This window comes from Cryobacterium tepidiphilum, assembly GCF_003716325.1.
GTDB classification, from domain to species: Bacteria; Actinomycetota; Actinomycetes; order Actinomycetales; family Microbacteriaceae; genus Cryobacterium; species Cryobacterium tepidiphilum.
Window position 1 is genome coordinate 56,000 of the sequence record NZ_RDSR01000013.1, and the last position, 17,574, is coordinate 73,573.

Annotated in this window: 14 protein-coding genes, 1 tRNA gene and 1 other RNA gene; 9 read left to right on the forward strand and 7 right to left on the reverse strand. The window is 67.6% G+C overall.

Annotated elements, in window-relative coordinates:
- Nucleotides 1-94: 94 nt before the first annotated feature.
- The 3 genes from xylB to EEJ31_RS09020 all read right to left on the reverse strand — a co-directional run bounded on the left by xylB (nucleotide 95) and on the right by EEJ31_RS09020 (nucleotide 4,346).
- On the reverse strand, nucleotides 95-1,492 hold the full coding sequence (gene xylB, locus EEJ31_RS09010; RefSeq protein WP_123045977.1) for a xylulokinase: 1,398 nt from the start codon (nucleotides 1,490-1,492) through the stop codon (nucleotides 95-97).
- Between the two features lie 110 nt (nucleotides 1,493-1,602).
- Nucleotides 1,603-2,796, reverse strand: a complete 1,194-nt coding sequence (gene xylA / locus EEJ31_RS09015) for a xylose isomerase (RefSeq protein ID WP_123045978.1) — start codon at nucleotides 2,794-2,796, stop codon at nucleotides 1,603-1,605.
- Nucleotides 2,797-2,897: 101 nt separating this feature from the next.
- On the reverse strand, nucleotides 2,898-4,346 hold the full coding sequence (locus EEJ31_RS09020) for an HNH endonuclease signature motif containing protein (protein WP_123045979.1): 1,449 nt from the start codon (nucleotides 4,344-4,346) through the stop codon (nucleotides 2,898-2,900).
- Nucleotides 4,347-4,594: 248 nt separating this feature from the next.
- On the opposite strand from EEJ31_RS09020, the gene EEJ31_RS09025 reads away from it, so the two are divergent.
- Genes EEJ31_RS09025 through EEJ31_RS09035 form a run of 3 tightly spaced genes read left to right on the forward strand, consistent with a single transcriptional unit; the run spans nucleotide 4,595 to nucleotide 8,047 of the window.
- Nucleotides 4,595-5,590 carry an acetylxylan esterase gene (locus EEJ31_RS09025; RefSeq protein ID WP_199727316.1) on the forward strand — a complete coding sequence of 332 codons (996 nt, stop codon included), beginning with the start codon at nucleotides 4,595-4,597 and terminating at the stop codon, nucleotides 5,588-5,590.
- Nucleotides 5,591-6,766: an ROK family transcriptional regulator gene (locus EEJ31_RS09030; protein ID WP_123045981.1), complete on the forward strand. Its 1,176-nt coding sequence runs from the start codon at nucleotides 5,591-5,593 to the stop codon at nucleotides 6,764-6,766.
- A gap of 51 nt (nucleotides 6,767-6,817) precedes the next feature.
- The gene (locus EEJ31_RS09035; protein WP_123045982.1) at nucleotides 6,818-8,047 is read left to right on the forward strand and encodes a multidrug effflux MFS transporter; all 1,230 of its coding nucleotides are present in this window, start codon (nucleotides 6,818-6,820) and stop codon (nucleotides 8,045-8,047) included.
- 51 nt (nucleotides 8,048-8,098) lie between these two features.
- On the opposite strand, the gene EEJ31_RS09040 is transcribed toward EEJ31_RS09035, so the two are convergent.
- From EEJ31_RS09040 to EEJ31_RS09050, 3 genes are all read right to left on the reverse strand, one after another.
- Nucleotides 8,099-8,623 carry a hypothetical protein gene (locus EEJ31_RS09040; protein WP_123045983.1) on the reverse strand — a complete coding sequence of 175 codons (525 nt, stop codon included), beginning with the start codon at nucleotides 8,621-8,623 and terminating at the stop codon, nucleotides 8,099-8,101.
- A 107-nt stretch (nucleotides 8,624-8,730) separates the two neighbouring features.
- On the reverse strand, nucleotides 8,731-9,339 hold the full coding sequence (locus EEJ31_RS09045) for a hypothetical protein (protein ID WP_123045984.1): 609 nt from the start codon (nucleotides 9,337-9,339) through the stop codon (nucleotides 8,731-8,733).
- Nucleotides 9,340-9,523: 184 nt separating this feature from the next.
- Nucleotides 9,524-9,611: transfer RNA gene (locus EEJ31_RS09050), tRNA-Ser, on the reverse strand.
- Between the two features lie 131 nt (nucleotides 9,612-9,742).
- Between EEJ31_RS09050 and ffs the strand changes: the two genes are divergently transcribed.
- From ffs to EEJ31_RS09065, 3 genes are all read left to right on the forward strand, one after another.
- An RNA gene (gene ffs / locus EEJ31_RS09055) (signal recognition particle sRNA small type) lies at nucleotides 9,743-9,839 on the forward strand.
- A gap of 94 nt (nucleotides 9,840-9,933) precedes the next feature.
- On the forward strand, nucleotides 9,934-10,866 hold the full coding sequence (locus tag EEJ31_RS09060; RefSeq protein ID WP_123045985.1) for a LysR substrate-binding domain-containing protein: 933 nt from the start codon (nucleotides 9,934-9,936) through the stop codon (nucleotides 10,864-10,866).
- Complete coding sequence (locus EEJ31_RS09065; protein ID WP_123045986.1) at nucleotides 10,863-11,795, forward strand: LysR family transcriptional regulator; 933 nt, start codon at nucleotides 10,863-10,865, stop codon at nucleotides 11,793-11,795. Before EEJ31_RS09060 ends, EEJ31_RS09065 begins: the two co-directional genes overlap by 4 nt.
- 16 nt (nucleotides 11,796-11,811) lie before the next feature.
- Here the strand turns inward: EEJ31_RS09065 and EEJ31_RS09070 are convergent, their stop codons facing one another.
- Nucleotides 11,812-12,792: a nucleoside hydrolase gene (locus EEJ31_RS09070; protein WP_123045987.1), complete on the reverse strand. Its 981-nt coding sequence runs from the start codon at nucleotides 12,790-12,792 to the stop codon at nucleotides 11,812-11,814.
- A gap of 298 nt (nucleotides 12,793-13,090) precedes the next feature.
- On the opposite strand from EEJ31_RS09070, the gene EEJ31_RS09075 reads away from it, so the two are divergent.
- From EEJ31_RS09075 to EEJ31_RS09085, 3 genes are all read left to right on the forward strand, one after another.
- Nucleotides 13,091-14,122, forward strand: coding sequence for a BMP family lipoprotein (locus tag EEJ31_RS09075; protein WP_123045988.1), 1,032 nt, complete (start codon nucleotides 13,091-13,093; stop codon nucleotides 14,120-14,122).
- A 72-nt stretch (nucleotides 14,123-14,194) separates the two neighbouring features.
- Nucleotides 14,195-16,987, forward strand: coding sequence for an ATP-binding cassette domain-containing protein (locus EEJ31_RS13890; RefSeq protein WP_158603935.1), 2,793 nt, complete (start codon nucleotides 14,195-14,197; stop codon nucleotides 16,985-16,987).
- Nucleotides 16,984-17,574, forward strand: a 591-nt coding sequence (locus tag EEJ31_RS09085) for an ABC transporter permease (protein ID WP_148040155.1), incomplete at its 3' end; no start/stop codon positions are given. The genes EEJ31_RS13890 and EEJ31_RS09085, both read left to right, overlap by 4 nt.

Here is a 17,574-nt window from a genome sequence, read left to right on the forward strand (position 1 = left end):
CCGCGTCGCGCCGGCTGAACGCCGCTGCGCGCGTTGAACTCAACCCGCGCAGTGGCGTTCGAGCCGCGCGTCGTGGCTGAGCGGGGCGCCGCCGTCAGGCGCGGTGCGCCGCGTACTGCTCCCGGATGACGGGCCGGTGGTCGACCGCGGGCTTCGCGACGATCGACAGCGCCCAGTTCGGGCGCGTGCCGCTGAGCGCCCACGCCGCCTGCGCCGCCGCCCCGTCGGCCACGTACTCGCCGGGCGCGGGCACGACGACGGGCACGTCGAACACCTGCGCGGCGATCGCCTGCACGGCGGGGTTCTGCGCGGCGCCGCCGATCAGCAGAATGCGCTCGGCCGTCACCCCCTGCGCCCGCACCGCGTCGAGGCCGTCGGCGAGCCCGCAGAGGAGCCCCTCGACGGCCGCCCGCGCGAGATTCGGCCGGCCGGTCGACGCGAGCGTCATGCCGAAGACGGATGCCGTGGCCCGCGGCAGGTTCGGCGTGCGTTCGCCCTCGAAATACGGTTGCAGCACGAGTCCCGCCGAACCGGCCGGAGCCTCGAGGGCCAGCCGGCCGAGCTCGGCGTGGTCCACGCCGAGGAGGCCGGCGATGGAGTCGAGTACCCGCGCGGCGTTGAGCGTCGCGACGAGCGGCAGGAACAACCCGCTCGCGTCGGCGAATCCGGCGACGGTGCCCGAGGCATCCGTTGCGGGGGTCTCGGTCACGGCGAACACGGTGCCGCTCGTGCCGATCGAGACGACCACGTCGCCCGCGCCCGCCCCCAGCCCCAGCGCGGCTCCTGCGTTGTCGCCGGCCCCCGGCCCGACAACAATGCCGCCGGGGGTGTTGCCGGCCGGCTCGCCGGGGGCGAGCACGCGCGGGAGCAGGGCCGGGTGGCCGAGCGCCCGCTCGAACAGGTCGAGGTCGTAGCCGCCAGTGACCGGTGACCAGTAGCCGGTGCCGCTGGCATCGGAGCGATCGGTCGTGAGGGCGACGAGGTCCGGGCCGAGCGGACTCTCGTTGGCGGGACCGTAGCCGCGCAGCCGCCAGGTGAGCCAGTCGTGGGGGAGCGCCACAGCCGCGACGAGCGCCGCGTTCTCGGGCTCGGCGTCGCGCAGCCAGCGCAGCTTGGTGGCCGTGAACGACGCGACCGGTACTGACCCCGTGCGGGCGGCGTACTCCTCGGCGCCGACTTCCGTGATCAGGTCGAGGGCGGCCTGCGCGCTCCGGGTGTCGTTCCAGAGCAGTGCGTCCCGGATGACGCGCCCCGCGTCGTCGAGCACCACCATGCCGTGCTGCTGGCCCGCGACGGAGATCGCCGCCACGTCGTCCAGACCGCCGGCATCCGCGATCGCAGCCTGCAGCGCCTGCCACCATGCGGCCGGGTGCACTTCGCTGCCGTCGGGGTGCGGCGCCCGGCCGGAGCGGATGAGCGCCCCGGTCTCGGCGTCGCGGATCACGATCTTGCAGCTCTGCGTCGACGAGTCGACTCCGGCGACGAGGGTCATGGGTCTCCGCTCAGGGATGAAAGGGCAACGCGGGTGCTGCGCCGCCGCGCGGGTGGCGTGCCACGCGCTTCGCGGCGCAGCACCCGCGCGGCGACGCGGAGAGGTGAGGACTAGCCGCGGGCGCCGATGAGGTGCTCGAGCGCCAGCTGCTGCAGCCGCACGAAGCCGAAGCCCTTGCCGCCGAAGTAGGCGTCGGCGTCGAAGTCCTCCCACGCCCAGGGGTCCGACAGCAGGTCGTCGTAGCTCTCGCCCTCGCCGAGGGTCGGCACCGACAGTTCGGGCACCCGTGACGCCTCGAGCGCCTCCTGCACCTCCGGGTCGGCGCGGAAGGCGGCGGCCCGCTCCTTGAGCAGCAGGTAGGTGCGCATGTTCGCGGCGGCCGAGTCCCACACTCCGGTGATGTCCTCGGTGCGCGAGGGCTTGTAGTCGAAGTGGCGCGGTCCGTCGTAGGTCGTCCCACCATCGGGGCCGCCGTTCTCGAGCAGGTCGACGAGCGCGAACGCGTTCTGCAGGTCGCCGTGCCCGAACACGAGGTCCTGGTCGTACTTGATGCCGCGCTGCCCGTTCAGGTCGATGTGGAACAGCTTGCCCTGGTACAGCGCCTGGGCGATGCCCGCGGCGAAGTTCAGCCCGGCCATCTGCTCGTGGCCGACCTCGGGGTTCACGCCCACGAGCTCCGGCCGCTCCAGCGTTTCGATGAACGCCATCGCGTGCCCGACGGTCGGCAGCAGGATGTCGCCGCGCGGCTCGTTCGGCTTGGGTTCGATGGCGAAACGGATGTCGTAACCCTTGTCGGTGACATAGTCGCCCAGCAGGTTGACGGCTTCGCGGTACCGCTCCAATGCCGCCCGAATGTCCTTTGCCGCGTCGTACTCCGCGCCCTCGCGGCCGCCCCACATCACAAAGGTCTTCGCCCCGAGCTCCGCCCCGAGGTCGAGCTGGCGGATGACCTTGCGGAGCGCGTAGCGGCGCACCGACCTGTCGTTCGACGTGAAGCCGCCGTCCTTGAACACGGGGGCGCTGAACAGGTTCGTCGTCACCATCGGGACGACGAGCCCGGTGTCGGCCAGGGCCTGCTTGAGCCGGTCGATCTCCTTCTGGCGCGCGGCATCCGTCGACCCGAACGGAAACAGGTCGTCATCGTGGAACGTGAGCCCATACGCACCGAGCTCGGCGAGCTTGTGCACGGCCTCGACGGTATCGAGCGGGGGACGGGTGGGGCCGCCGAAGGGGTCGGTGCCGTTGTAGCCGATGGTCCAGAGGCCGAAGGAGAACTTGTCGGCCTTGGTGGGTGTGGGGGTCATGGGATCAGTCCTTCAGCATTTTTGGATGGACGACGGGAGTTTGTTGTTTTTCAGAACTTATAGCAAGTCCCGATGATTCTCCAGCGCAAATCGACGTCGTCCTACGCGTTGTGCGTCTGTTCGAGTGCGTCGGTGAGTCGGGTGGGTGACTTCGTGGCTGGTCGCCATCGTCGGGTTCTGTCGATCCAGGGTGGGGCTTTGACTTGTGGTGACCCGTCGATCATCCGGATCTCCCACCCGGAGGTGTCGATGGTTCTGTGGTGGAACCAGCAGAGACATACCCCGTTGCTGGTGTGGGTGGGCCCGCCGTCCCGGTCGGGTTTGACGTGGTGGATTTCGGTCCACGCGGCGGGGATGTCACAGCCCGGGATGATGCAGCCTCCGTCGCGGAGCATGATCGCCCGGCGCTGGGCCCGGTTGAAGGTGCGTTCCTTGGTGCCGAGCTCGACGATCTTGCCGTTCTTCTTCAACACGACTTTCTGGAGGCCGCCGTCGCAGATCATCTGCTGCACGGTGGCGATGGAGATCGGCAACTCCAACCCGTCAATGTGCCCGACCCCGGTGTTCGCTTCGAGGTCTTCCTGCCGGACGCTGACCAGTACGGTGGGTGCGTCTCCGGCGATGGTGGGGGTTTCGGCGGCGCCCGCTGCGGTGGCGACGATGACGGCGAAGATGTCGTGCCGTTTCTGGTCGGCCGTGCGGGTGTCACTCCGGTCGTAGTTGTCGCCCCTCGCGGCGGTCTCTTCGTCGATGAACGCGACCGGGGCGGTGCGGGGACTCAGGTAGGCGTCCATGACGCGGATGGCTTTCGCGGCGATCTCGGGCATCAGCATCCCCGACACCGGGACCAGGCCGTCGCGTTCCCGCCCGAACCGGAAGCCGCGGTGTTGCATGGCCTGCTTCTCTCGGGGCTTGGCCCCGTCCTGGTCGAGGTGCTGCATCCAGATGCCCGCCTGGACCCGGGTCAGGTCCGCGGACACCGGTATTGGGGCGCCGGGTCCGGTGCCGGTCGCGGCGGCGACGAGCTCAAGCTCGGCCCTGCCCATGTTCTCCAAGTCCACGTGCGGTATCGATGGGGTGAGCACGGTGATGATCGCATCCGCACTGTCCACCCCCAACGTGCCCGCGGCGACCGCGTCAGCGACGATCGGGAACGCGGGAGGGAGGGGTTGCCCGGTCAGTGACCGGTCGCCTCGGAAGTTCTTCCCGATCCGGAGCCTTCGCCGAAGCGTCGACCCCGACACCAGCGTGACCCGTTCGAGGAGTTCGACCTCGTTGCGGCAGCCCTTGGTCGTGGACAGTCGCTTCTCCATCAGCTCCGGGCGGCACCGGTCACCGATATCCGTCGCGACAGTGACCCGCAACGCGTCGGCGTAACGGCCGAGCTTCTCCGCCGCCGCGGCGAACCGCAGCGCCCGCTCGTCATTCAACCTGCCGGCGGTTGCCACCGGCACGGTCTCCAACAGCTTCTCGGCCATGGTCTCCACGAACCGGATCGGATCAACCTCATCGGGCTGATCGACGTCGGGATCGGAGACCAGGAGTGTCATCGCACCCGGAACCTATCCGAGAACAAACCTACGTTGGTGAACATGCCTCAATTGTAGCAAGGATAGAAGGAGAATGCGAGAGAATCTCGAAGAAATTCTTGCCCCGTTGCATCCGTTGTTAATGCCTATCGTCTCGCGCACCCCTGACAGCGTGCGGCTGTGCGCGGAAGGGCGCGGGTGCGGGAGTCGATCGGGGCTTGGTGAGCCGAGGATCGGCTAGTTTGCTGTGCAGGGCAACAAACAGGGGGATGAGAATGTACCTGGATCTCAGCGAAGCCGAGCTGGCGGAGTACCAGAGCCGCCAGGGCGACCCCGCCGACTTCGACGAGTTCTGGGCGGGCACCGTCGGCCAGGCGCGGGCCGCCGCGCATCCTGCCATCGTGACCGAGGCCGTGCCGCAGCTGTCGACCGTCACGCTCTACGACGTGACGTTCACCGGTTTCGCCGGGCAGCCGGTGAAGGCTTGGCTGCGCCTGCCAGCGGATGCCGACCCGGCGCATCCGCTGCCTGCCGTCGTGCAGTTCGTCGGTTACGGCGGCGGCCGGGGCGACGCCATCGAGAACCTGCTCTGGGCCTCGGCCGGCTACGCGCACCTGCAGATGGACACCCGCGGACAGGGCTCGGGATGGAGCCGCGGCGACACTCCCGACGAGGGTGCCTCCGGCCCGCAGGTTCCCGGCGTGATGACCCGCGGCATCGATTCTCGCGACACCTATTACTATCGGCGGCTGATCACGGATGCGGTGCGGGCCGTCGACACAGCCCGCGACCTCGAGGTAGTCGACGCGAGCCGGGTCGCTGTGCTCGGCGCCAGCCAGGGCGGGGCGCTCGCACTCGCCGCGGGCGCACTGCACGAGGGCGTCGCCGCGACCGTTGCCCGGGTGCCGTTCCTCAGCGACTTTCCCCGGGCATCCGTCATCACCGATGACTACCCGTTCAAGGAGATCGGCGACTACCTGGCCATCCACCGGCAGAAGGCCGACGCCGTGATGGCGACGCTGCAGTACTTCGACTCGGTGAACTTCGCCCGGCGCGGCCGGGTGCCCGCGCTGTTCTCGGTGGGCCTCATGGACCCGATCACGCCGCCATCCACCGTGTATGCCGCCTACAACGCCTACGCCGGCGAGAAGCAGATGTCGGTCTGGCGGTACAACGGCCACGAGGGCGGCGGTCCCGACGACGACCTGGCGGCCCTCGCCTTCCTGGCCGATCGGCTGCCGCGAGTGGCACCCGAGGGGCCGTAGATGCAGGGCAGCAACCATGACGACGTGCGCCGGCGCAACCTCTCGGTCATCCTGCGGCTCGTGCACCGCGCCGGGCCGGTGTCCCGCTCGCAGCTGACCCGCGTGACCGGGCTCAACCGCTCGACGATCGCCGCGCTGGTGGGGGAGCTGGCCGAGCTGGGCCTCGCCGAGGAACGCGAACCGGACGCCACCAACCAGGTGGGCCGCCCGAGCATGATGGTCGCGGCGAGCGACCACGTCGTCGCCCTCGCCGTCAACCCCGAGATCGACGCCGTCACGATCGGGGTGGTCGGCCTCGGCGGCACCGTGCACCGGCGCATCCGCGAGGCGATGGCTCAGTCGCCGAGCGCGGCCGACGCCGTGGCCACCACCGTCGACGTGCTTCAGCGGATGCGCGCGGAGCTTGGCCCCCGGTTTCGTTTCGTGGGCGTCGGGGTCGCCGTTCCGGGTCTCGTACGCGCGCACGACGGCCTGGTGCGCCATGCCCCGCACCTCGGCTGGGTCGACGAACCGCTGGCCGGGATGCTCGAGGCGGCCACCGGGCTCCGGGTGTTCGCCGCGAACGACGCGAGCACCGGGGCGATGGCCGAGCGGCACTTCGGCGCCGGCCGCGGCATCACCGACCTCATCTACCTGAACGGCGGTGCCAGCGGCATCGGCGGGGGGCTCATCGTCGGCGGGGCGCCGGCCGGCGGCGTGGCCGGCTACGCGGGCGAGTTCGGCCACACGCGGGTCAGCTCGAGCGCCGCAACGGATTCCGCCGGCATCGCCGGCACCCTCGAAGCCGAGGTCACTCGCAGCGCCCTGCTCGATCTCCTCGGCCAGGGCACGCTCGACCCCGACGACTTCGAGCGCGCCCTGCTCGCCTCCACGTCGCCCCAGGTGCGCCACGAGGTCGAGCGGCAACTCGACCACCTGGCCGTCGCGCTCGCCGGAGCGATCAACATCCTGAACCCGCAGCTCGTCGTTCTCGGCGGGTTCCTCGCCTCGATCCACGCGGTGGACCCGGAGCGGCTGCGCGCCGCGGTGGGTCGGCTCACCCTCCCCGTGCCGTTCGATTCGGTGCGCATTTGCCCGGCGCAGCTGGGCTCGAACCTGCTCATGATCGGTGCGGCGGAGCTCGTCTTCGAGAGACTCCTCGACGACCCGGGCGGTTTTGTCCTGCCCGCGGGCTAGAATCCAAGGTGGCCACGCGGCGCCCGGCCGAGCCACGAGAGAGCGCAGCACATGACCAACACCCATCCCGGTGACGCCCTGTCCAACCGTCAGCGGCTGGTCTACATCCTCATCCTCGGGGCGCTCACGGCGCTCGGACCGTTCACGATCGACCTGTACCTCCCGGCATTCCCGACCATCCAGCACCAGCTCGACGTCTCAGCGGCCGCCGTGCAGCTCACCCTCACCGGCACCACCATCGGCTTCGGCGTGGGGCAGCTGGTCGTCGGCCCCTGGAGCGACAGGGTGGGCCGCCGCCTCCCGCTCATGCTCGCCACAGCGTTCCACGTGCTGGCGTGCGTGGGTGCGGCGCTCTCGCAGGACATCGTCACGCTCGGCGTCTTCCGCGTGCTGCAGGGCTTCGGCGCCGCGGCCGGCGGCGTGGTCGCCATGGCGATGGTGCGCGACCTCTTCGGTGGCAAGCCGCTCGTGAAGATGCTCTCGCGCCTCGCACTCATCAGCGGACTGGCGCCGGTGCTCGCACCCGTGCTCGGCTCGCAACTTCTGCTCGTGATGGACTGGCGCGGCATCTTCTGGGTGCTGGCCGCCTACGGGGCCGTGGTGATGGCATCCGTTGCGGCCTGGATCGTCGAGACCCTGCCCAGGGCCGACCGCGGAAAGTCCGGGAGCCGCACCCTGCGCCAGCGCTACGCGGTGGTACTGAGCGACCGGGTCTTCGTGGGCGTCGCGATCGTCGGGGCCATGACCTTCACCGGCCTGTTCTCGTACCTGTCGGCGTCGTCGTTCCTGTTCCAGGACGTCTACGCGTTCAGCCCGCAGCAATACGGCCTGCTGTTCGCAGTCAACTCCATCGGCGTCGTGCTCGGCGTGCAGGCCAGCGCCTTGATCATGCACCGCACGTCGGTGGGCCCACAGTGGATTCTCGCGGCGACCACCGCGACGATGGCGGCGATGGCGGTCCTGATCGTCGTGCTCGATGTCGCCGGCGCCGGGCTCTGGGGCACGCTCATCCCGCTCTGGTTCTTCATCTCCGCCTGCGGGTTCAGCTTCCCGTGCACCCAGGTGCTGGCGCTGAACGGGCACGCCTCCGAGGCTGGCACGGCGGCGTCCCTGCTGGGCGCGGCCAACTTCGGCGTCGCCGGGATCATCTCACCCGTCGTCGGCGTGCTGGGCGTGGACTCGGCCGCCCCGATGGGCGCGGTCATGGTCTGCACCTCGACGGTCGCCATCGTCGTGCTCTGGCTGCTGGTGCGGCCACGGTCGGTCGCCGCGCTCGCCTGACGAGCGCTGCGACAGCGGATGCGGCATCCGCTGCCACCGAGGCATCGCGCGTTACCGCTCGAACCAGCGCAGCAGCCTCGGGTCCAGGCGCTTCACCTCGGCACGGCTGAGCGGTTGCGGCAGGCGCTCCACGGGCGCCCCGACGGCGGCGGCGAGGGCCTCCATGTCGGACTGCGCCCAGAGCTGGCCGCGCAGGCGCAGGAGCACGGCTCCGTCGTGGCCCAGGAGGAACAGCTGGGCGTGGGTGTCGAGCGCGCCCGGCTGGTAGAGGTCGAGCATCACCGCCTTCGCGACCGCCGCCGCCGGCACGGGTCGCGCCCGGCCCGGCACGCCGCGCCTGGTGACGGTGGTTCCGTCGACGCAGATCCTCACGTGAAGAACGGATGCCGCGACGGCGACGAAAACGAGCGTGAGTCCCACATGCACGGCCAATACCATGCCCCATCCGTCGTGCGGGGCGGTAAGCCAGTACAGCACCGCGAACACCGGTGTGGTGAGCGAGAGATAAGTCAGCCAGGCGGCGCGCATCAGCCGCGGCCGCGGCCGCACCTCCCACGCGCCGCCTGCACCGTCCATGCGTTCTCGCTTCCCCCGAAGCATCACTGTCCCCGTTTCCCCCGAAGCATCACAGTAGTGGGCTTCCGCGACGCGGCACTCCAGCATCGCCGCTGTGCCCGGAAGAATCAGAGCGTCGGCCTGGCGAGAGCATCGTCGTCGTCATCGTCGGGGGAGGGGAGGAAGCGCAGCTCCGTGGCACACAGCAGGCCCGGCCACTCGTGGTTGAACTGTGCCAGCGTCATCGGCTCGTCGATCCGCTCCATGGGCACGGGGAGGGCGTCGACGACAGCCTCGAGGCTGCGGCTGGACCAGAAGGCGCCGTGCATGTGCGCCAGCAGCCGATGGTCGGCACCGAGCACGAACAAGCGCAGCTGCGGAGGGCTCGACACGGTGCGGCTCAGCTGCACCTGCAGGAGCCGGCCCATGTCATCCGCTGGAATGCTGCGCACGCGGCCCAGGCCGTCACGGCGGCGGATGCCCGCCGGGTCGACGGTGAGCGACACCAGGCTGTAGGAGACGGCGCCGATCGCGGCCACCGCGGTGAGCGACAGATGCGCGGCGAGAACGGCCGGCCAGTTGCCGTTCGGCACGGAAAGCCAGTACAGGGCCACGAGAATGGGCGCGACGAAGGCGATGACCGCGACGGCCCACTGCTTGACAATGGGTGCGTGCGGCCGCAGCGTCTGACCGGAGATGGGCTCGGGCGCGCTGAAGGGGGAGCCCCGATCTGGCATGCTCTGATTCTTATGCACTTCTCCCGCGCGCATAGTCACACATCCGGGGGGTTCCGCCACCCCAGTTCGAGTACCGTGCCATGCCGCCTCGAGCCCCGCCGTGCCCCGCGAAACCGTAGTTGTCGTCGCGAAGATCGACTTTCGGCGACCACAAGTACGGTCTCGCGAAGGAGACGACATTCTTTGGCGGAGAATGGGGGATTCGAACCCCCGAGGGCTTTCACCCAACACGCTTTCCAAGCGTGCGCCATAGGCCACTAGGCGAATTCTCCTGGCCGGTCTTCCCGGGAAGGGGAACGACCTCGAAGAATCTTACCTGTTTCCGCGGGTGCGTGAGACCGCCGGCCGCCCCCGCCGCTCGCGCCGGCGATTTTGGGCCGCTCCGTCATGCCTCTAAACTGGGGGTGGCTCCTCGCGTGGCGCCATCCAGGCCAACTCCCCCAGGACGGAAACGTAGCAAGGGTAACCGGGCTCTGGCGGGTGCGCGAGGGGTCCTTTTTTGTGCCCGCCTGCCGCCTGGGCATCGCCAGAGTCTGGAAACGGACGCGTAGTCATCTCTTTTCAAGATATTCTCCTCTCCGGGAGGAATCGGCAATGGCCCGAAACGATGTAACGGTTCAGCAGTTGCGGTACTTCGCTATGGCGGCGGAGCTCGGGAGCATGACGCGCGCCGCGCAGGAATTGCGCGTCGCGCAGTCTGCCGTCTCGTTTGCCGTGGCTCAGCTGGAGAGCCAACTCGGGGCGCAGCTGTTCATCCGGATGCGGTCCAAGGGGCTTGCACTCACCGCAGAGGGCGCGCGCTTCGTCACCGACGCAAAGCAGCTCATCGATCAGCTTGACGATGCAGTGGAGTCGACACGCGGGGCCGCGCGGCAGCTCACCGGCGTCGTGCGCATCGCGTGCTTCCTCACACTCACTCCCTTTATCGTGCCTCAAGTGCTCAATAAGATCGGCAAGAAATACCCGGGCATTGACGTTCAGGTGTCCGAGGTCGACACGGAGAATGCCCGGGATGCCCTTCACAGCGGTCGAGCTGATCTGGCGATCACGTACGACTTCGGATTCGGGCCCGGGATCGAACGGCGTGCACTAGCTCGCGCCGAGCCTTACCTCGCACTGCCCGCGGCCCATCGCCTCGCGAGTCGTGAGTCGGCATCCCTGACCGAGCTCGCGGCCGAGGACTTTGTGCTGTTGGACGTCCCATTCAGTCGGGAGTATTTCCTGAATCTTCTCGCCGCGAGCGGCCTTCAGCCGCGCATCCGCTATCGGTCTCGCAGCTACGAGACGGTGCGCGCGTTGGTCGCGCGGGGCCTCGGCTTTTCGATCCTGAACCAGAAGCCGGTGTCAAACGAGACCTACGACGGCGGCCACGTCGCCACGGTAACCCTGACCGGCGACCACGAGCCGCTGCCCATCGTCTTGGCCCGGCCCCGATCGGAGCGTCACACTGCCCGGGCAAGGGCGGTCGCCGATCTTCTCAGCAGCAGCCCGTGGACCACGGACGCAGGAGAGGGGGAACCCCGATGACAAATCGCGGGGATGTGACGCTCAGCCAGCTCCGCTACTTCGTCGCAGCGGCCGTCACCGGAACCATGACCGGCGCGGCCCGCGAGTTCGGTGTGGCTCAATCAGCGGTCTCGACGGCAATCGCTGGCCTCGAGGCGCAGATCGGGGCACAGCTCTTCGTCCGTCGGCACGCGCGCGGTCTCGTGCCGACCGCCGCGGGCGAGCAACTGCTCAAGGACGCCCGTTGGCTGCTTTCGGAACTCGAAGGGGTGATCGATGTTGTGCGCGGAACCGCGGCCAAGCCGCACGGAACCGTCCGCGTCGCGTGCTTCACCACGCTCGTGCCGTTCTTCATGCCACGACTGCTCATCCGCCTGGCGCTGGAATACCCCGGCCTCGAAGTCGACGTGATCGAAACGGATGCCGAGGGGGCGGACCAAGTGTTGCGATCCGGCGCCGCCGAGCTCGCCATTACATACGATTTTGGGTTTAGCGGCGATATCTCCACGGCCCGCATCGGCAGCGCGCGACCGTATCTGGTGGTCGCCGAGGCCGACGTCCGGCCGGGCCAAACGTCGGCGCCACTGGAGGAACTGGTCGAGCGGCCATTTGTATTGCTCGACATGCCGAGAAGCCGGGAACACTTCCTGTCCCTATTCCATTCTCGCGGTCTGGTGCCCAACATTGCCTACCGCACCACCAGCTACGAGACGGCGCGAGCCCTGGTCGGCCGCGGCTTGGGGTTTTCGATTCTGCATCAGCGCCCCCAGTCCTCGACGGCGTACGACGGCGGGCATGTCTCCGCGCTCGACATCTCTGACGACGTGGACGAGCTCCCCTATGTCGTCGCACGCCTCAAAGATGTGCGGCGAACGGCCCGCGCGAAAGCGGTTGAGGACATGGTGCTCAGCGATGCGTCCCTTCGCGCTGGTGGACTGCTGCAGGACTGACGTGGGTTACGCGCGATCAGGACGCGGCTGACACCCCGGCGAGGAACTTTCCGGTGCGCGCGTCAACCTCGCTGAGGAACCGCGCGATGCGACTCACCAGGAACTCGTTGAACTCCTCGACCTCGACGTCCAAGGCGACGCGTACACGGCCGCCCTCCCGGGGGTTCGCGACGTCAACGACGGTGGTGCCCACGGTCAGGGGAGACGCGCACTCCACGTTGACACGTGCGGGTACCACTGTGACCAGGTCGGGCCGGATCGCGGCAGCCACGGCGAGCGCATCGTGCTGCATCGTAAGCTCCTCGCCACCTCGGCTGGCGTGATAAGCGCTGTAGAACGCATTCATTGCCAAGATCTGCTGGGACGCGAGGCCACCCTTCTCGAGCTCCGCCCAGTGGATCGGCCGGGTGATCGCCTTCTGAGTGACGTCCAGGCCCACCATGACGATGTCCACGTCCAAGCCGAAGACCCGCTGGGCCGCTTCCGGATCGAACCAGATGTTGTATTCCGCAGTAGGGGCGACATTTCCGCCCTTCGCCGCCCCGCCCATGATCACGATCCGCTCCAATCGGTCGACGATGTCAGGACGCACCGCATGGAGGAGGGCGATATTGGTGAGCGGTCCGACGGCGATGAGGGTCACCGGCTCCGGCGAGGACTCGACTGTTTCGATGATCAGTTGGATCGCGTCGCGCTGCGTCTCCGGCTCCGGCGCCGGGGGGATACCGGCATCACCGAGGCCGTCCGTGCCATGGATGTCGTCGATGGGCGCGCCGGCCGCCCGCACAAGCGGTTGCGATGCTCCTCGGCCCACCGGAACGTCGGTGCGACCGATCAGATGCAGTAGTCGGTGAGCGTTCGCGGTTGTGCGTTCGACAGTCGTGTTTCCCGCGACGGTCGTGATGGCGCGCACGTCTAGCTCCGGACTAGCGAAAGCCAGGAGGATGGCGATCGCGTCATCGATCCCCGGATCGCAGTCGATAATGGTCGGCTTCATGGTTCCCTTTCCGTCACATGGCGGCGGCGCGCCCGCAGTGCCCGCATCCGAGTATCAGGCAACGCATCGAATCGGTAAAGCGCCAATCCTTGGCACGTTGCATCTGAGAAACAGATCAACCGGCCGCTTCGCATTACATCTCAAAAAGATATGTAGACCATTCAAAACAACTCTTTGACAGATGCCGCGGCGCGATCGAACCTTTCCTAAAGGCCCAATGCCGATATCCCTGCACCACCACCAGCAACGAGGCTCGGAATGCAAGCGATGCCTCGGGACATACAGTTAGGAATTCTCTATGAACCGACAGCGATACCTCGCCGCGGGCGTCGTCATCCTGGGCTCACTGACCCTCAGCGCCTGCAGTAGTGCCGCAAGTAGCACCAGCGACGGGACGGACGTCAAGTCAATCGCCCACGTCCTCGCGGGGCCCCTCGGAGACCAGTCGTTCTACGATGACGCCGAGCGCGGCATCGACGCCCTCAAGAAGGACGGATGGAAGGCGGAGACGCTGCAGGCGGACGCGAAGAACCCCGCCCAGTGGAAGTCCAACATGCAGTCGGCATCCGACGGCAGCAGCACGTTTGTCGTCACTGGCGGGAGCTCGATCGTCGACACTCTCAAGACCGTGGCACCGCTCTACCCGGACCAGAAGTACATCATGTATGACGACTCGGTCTCGGCGCCCAACGTCGCGGTGGTGCTGTTCAAACAGAACGAAGGCTCCTTCCTCGCCGGAGTCCTGGCCGCCGAGGCCACCACGAAGACGGCCGAGTTTCCGCTCGCCAATGACAAGAAGGTGATCGGCGTCGTCGGCGGGATGGACATTCCCGTCATCAAGGACTTCATCGCCGGCTACGAGGCCGGCGCGCACGCCGTCGACCCGAGCATCAAGGTCCTGACCTCGTACGTTGGCAACTTCACCGACTCGCAGAAGGGCTTTGACCAGGCCAAGGCGATGATCGGCCAGGGCGCCGACGTGGTTTACCAGGTCGCAGGCGGGGCCGGCACGGGTGTACTTCAGGCGGCGGCGGACGGCAAGGTCTACGCCATCGGCGTGGACAGCAACCAGAACGCTCTCCAGCCCGGCCACGTCCTCGCGTCGATGCTGAAGAACGTCGGCGGATCGATCGAGCAGGCAGTGAAGCAGGCCGCAGATGGCACGCTCAAGTTCGGCGAGACCACCTCCTTCGGTCTTGCGAACGATGGCGTGCGCCTGACCTTCGACAACAACGAGAACATCGTTCCGAAGGACGTCATCGACGCCATCGACTCTTACAAGCAGAAGGTTGTCGACGGCTCCATCACGGTTCCCAACGCGGCTGGATAACCACGGCGTAGAGCCCATGGTGGTCCGCGTGCCCTCGCGGGCCACCTTCACTCCTGAAAGAGAACCACCACTTTGAATCCCATCCTCGAACTGCGCGATATCACCAAAGTCTTCGGAGCGAAGGCCGCGAACGACCGGATATCGCTCTCCGTTCACCCGGGAAGCGTGCACGCGCTCGTCGGTGAGAACGGGGCCGGCAAATCCACGCTGATGTCGATCGCCTCCGGCAACGCACAGCCGGATGAGGGCGAGATTGCTGTAGGCGGTGCCCTCGTAACGCTCTCAGACCCCAAGAAGGCAATGGACTTGGGAATCGGGATGGTGCACCAGCACTTCAAGTTGGTGCCTTCCCTGACCGTCGCTGCCAACGTCTACCTCGGGCGTGAGCTGCGGACGCAATTCGGCACCCTCGACCGCGCGGGCATGGACAAGCGAGTCCATGAGCTCTCGGAACGATTCGGTTTGCCCATCGACCCTCAGGCGCGTATCGCCGACCTCTCGGTCGGAGTGCGCCAGCGGGTCGAGCTCATCAAGGCGCTCTCGCACGACACGCGCATCCTGATCCTCGACGAGCCGACCGCGGTGCTCACGCCCACCGAGACCGACGAGTTGTTCGTCGTGATCCGCGGGCTGGCCGCGGCCGGATGTGCGGTGATTTTCATCTCGCACAAGCTCGGCGAGGTACTCTCCATCGCTGACACCATCTCGGTCATCCGCGACGGGCGGATCATCGATACCCTTCCAGCGGAGGGCCTTACCCAGGCCGACATCGCGACAAAGATGGTCGGCCGAGAGGTGTTGCTTCGCGTCGAGCACGCCCCCGCAACGCCGACCGAGGAGGTGCTCGCCGTCCAGGACCTCCGTGCCGCAGACGGCCGTGGCGCCATCGCGGTCGACGGACTCAATCTGAGCGTCCGACGCGGCGAAGTCGTCGGCATCGCGGGTGTCGAAGGCAACGGGCAGACAGAACTCGCGGAGGCCATCGCAGGGATGGCCCCTCCCGGGTCGGTGCAGGGGAAAATCCTGCTCGACGGCCACGACGTCAGCGCCTCGTCCGTGCGCTCCCGGCGCTCGCGGGGCCTCGCCTACATCCCGGAGGACCGTCATCTCGAAGGCGCGGGCCCGGGGCTCACGGTCGCCCAGAACATCGCAGCGACCCACCTTGAGCGGCCCATCTCCCGGCGCGGCTGGCTGGACCTTGGCGCTATGCGCTCGTTCGCCCGGGACCTCATCGAGCGCTTCGACGTGCGTAACGCCAAGCCCGACACGATTATCTCCTCGCTGTCGGGCGGCAACATGCAGAAGGTGATCATCGCCCGGGAATTCACCACTGACCCGCGTCTCCTCATGATCAGCCAGCCGACCCGGGGCGTCGACGTGGGCGCCATGGAGTTCGTCCACAACGCCATCCTCACTGCCCGCGACCAGGGAGCCGGCGTCCTCGTGTTCTCTGCCGACCTCAATGAGGTCATGTCTCTCTCGGACCGGCTGCTCGTCATGTACCGCGGCACGGTTTTCGCCGAATTCGATCGCTCGACGATGAGCGAGGTCAGTGTCGGCCTGGCGATGGCGGGCGTGAGACCCACCCAGGAGAACGTGGCGGAGGCAGAGGCTGAACACGTGGCGACCCTCGATGAACTCGCAGCAGAGAAGGCTGAGGCAGTGCTCGCAACGGCGGCCGTTGTCAAAGCCCCTGAACCGGTCTCGGACGAAGCCGCGTCCCCATCGCCTGCCCGCGCCACTGGAGCCGAATCGTTCCTGGGGAGCGCGCGGCGGGTCGGGAAGGCCCTCCTGCAGCCGGCCATCGCCGTGGCGCTCGCCCTCGTCGTGGGTGCCATCGTCCTCGCGGTCATCGGTAAGAGTCCGGTCGTTGCATACGAGGCGCTCTTTTTCTCGGCGTTCCAGTCGCCGATCGGCGTCAGCTCGTTCCTGGCGGCCTTCGTGCCCCTGCTGATCCTGTCATCATCAGTGATCGTCAGTTTCCGCGCAGGCCTCTTCAACCTCAGCGGCGAGGGTTCCCTGTACATCGGCGCCATTAGCGGCGCTGTGGCAGGCTTTACGTTCACAGACGTGCCGTCGCCCTGGCTGCCGATCATCGTTCTGGTCTTCGCGGCGGTCGCCGGAGCGTTGTGGAGCCTGCTGCCGGGAGTGCTCTACGCGATCTGGCGCGTTGATCTGGTTGTCACAACGCTGCTCCTCAGCACTGTAGCGACACTGTTCACCCTGTACCTCGTGACCGGTCCACTTCGCGACCCGTCTTCGATGATCCCTGCCACCGTCGCCGTATCGCCGGAAGCGATGCTGCCCGTCTTGGCCCCCCGCTACGGCCTCGGCCTGGACCTGCTCATCGCCATTGTCCTCGTCATCGTCACTGGCCTCCTGCTCGACCGCACATCGTGGGGCCTCAAGCTGAAGGCCGTGGGTGAAGGCAATCAATTCGCCCAGTACACCGGCGTCTCTCCGCGGCGAATGACGATCCAGATCATGCTGCTCTCCGGCGCTCTTGCCGGCATCGCCGGCGCGCTCTACGTCATCGGTCCGCAGGGAGGCAAGTTCCTCCAGGCATTCTCGCCGGGCTGGGGCTTTCTGGCGCTGACCGTCGCCCTGCTGGTCCGGTTGAATCCCTGGGCCGTGTTCGTGGGTGCTGCCTTCTACGCCAACATGATGGGCGGCTCGAATGCCATGCAGATCACGGCCGGGGTGCCATTCCCGATCGTCAGTGTCATTCAAGGTCTCATCATCATCCTGATCACTGCGACCTTTGCGTGGTCCTGGCTACGGCGCAGCCGCCGCAGCTCCCGGAGCGGAACCGCTTCCTACAACCCGCAAGTCGAAACCGAGATGGAATTGGAGGGGGCCCGATGATGGATGGTCTCTGGGCACAGATCTTCACGGTCGGCACGCTCGCCGTCATCATCGCGAAGACGGCGCCGCTGCTGCTCGCCGCTCTTGGCGGTGCCATCACCCAAATGGGCAACATCCTCAACATCGGCCTCGAGGGCATGATGCTCGCTGGAGCGTTCACCTCGATCGCCGTCGGCGCTGCGACGGGGAGTCCCCTCCTCGGGGTCCTCGCGGCGGTCGCAGCAGGACTGGTGCTCGCCGTGATCTTCGCTGTCGCCACAATGTACTTCCGTGCGGATGAGATAGTGGTTGGCATCGGCATCAACCTCGTTGCTGCCGGTCTCACGGTCTTGCTGCTGGTCGTGTTCTACGGAAATCCGGGTTCGACGCCGGGGGACGTCAAGAGCCGGTTGCCGCAGCTCCCGCTTGGACCGCTCGCCGATATCCCGGTGATCGGCCCCGCGATCAGCGGCCAGACCGCCCTAGTCTGGGTCGCCTTCCTCGCTGTTCCCGTGTACTGGTTCGTGCTCTACCGCACCCGCTTCGGCGTTCACCTTCGAGCTGTTGGCGAAGACGCCGTCTCTGCGAGCGCGGCCGGCATCGATGCC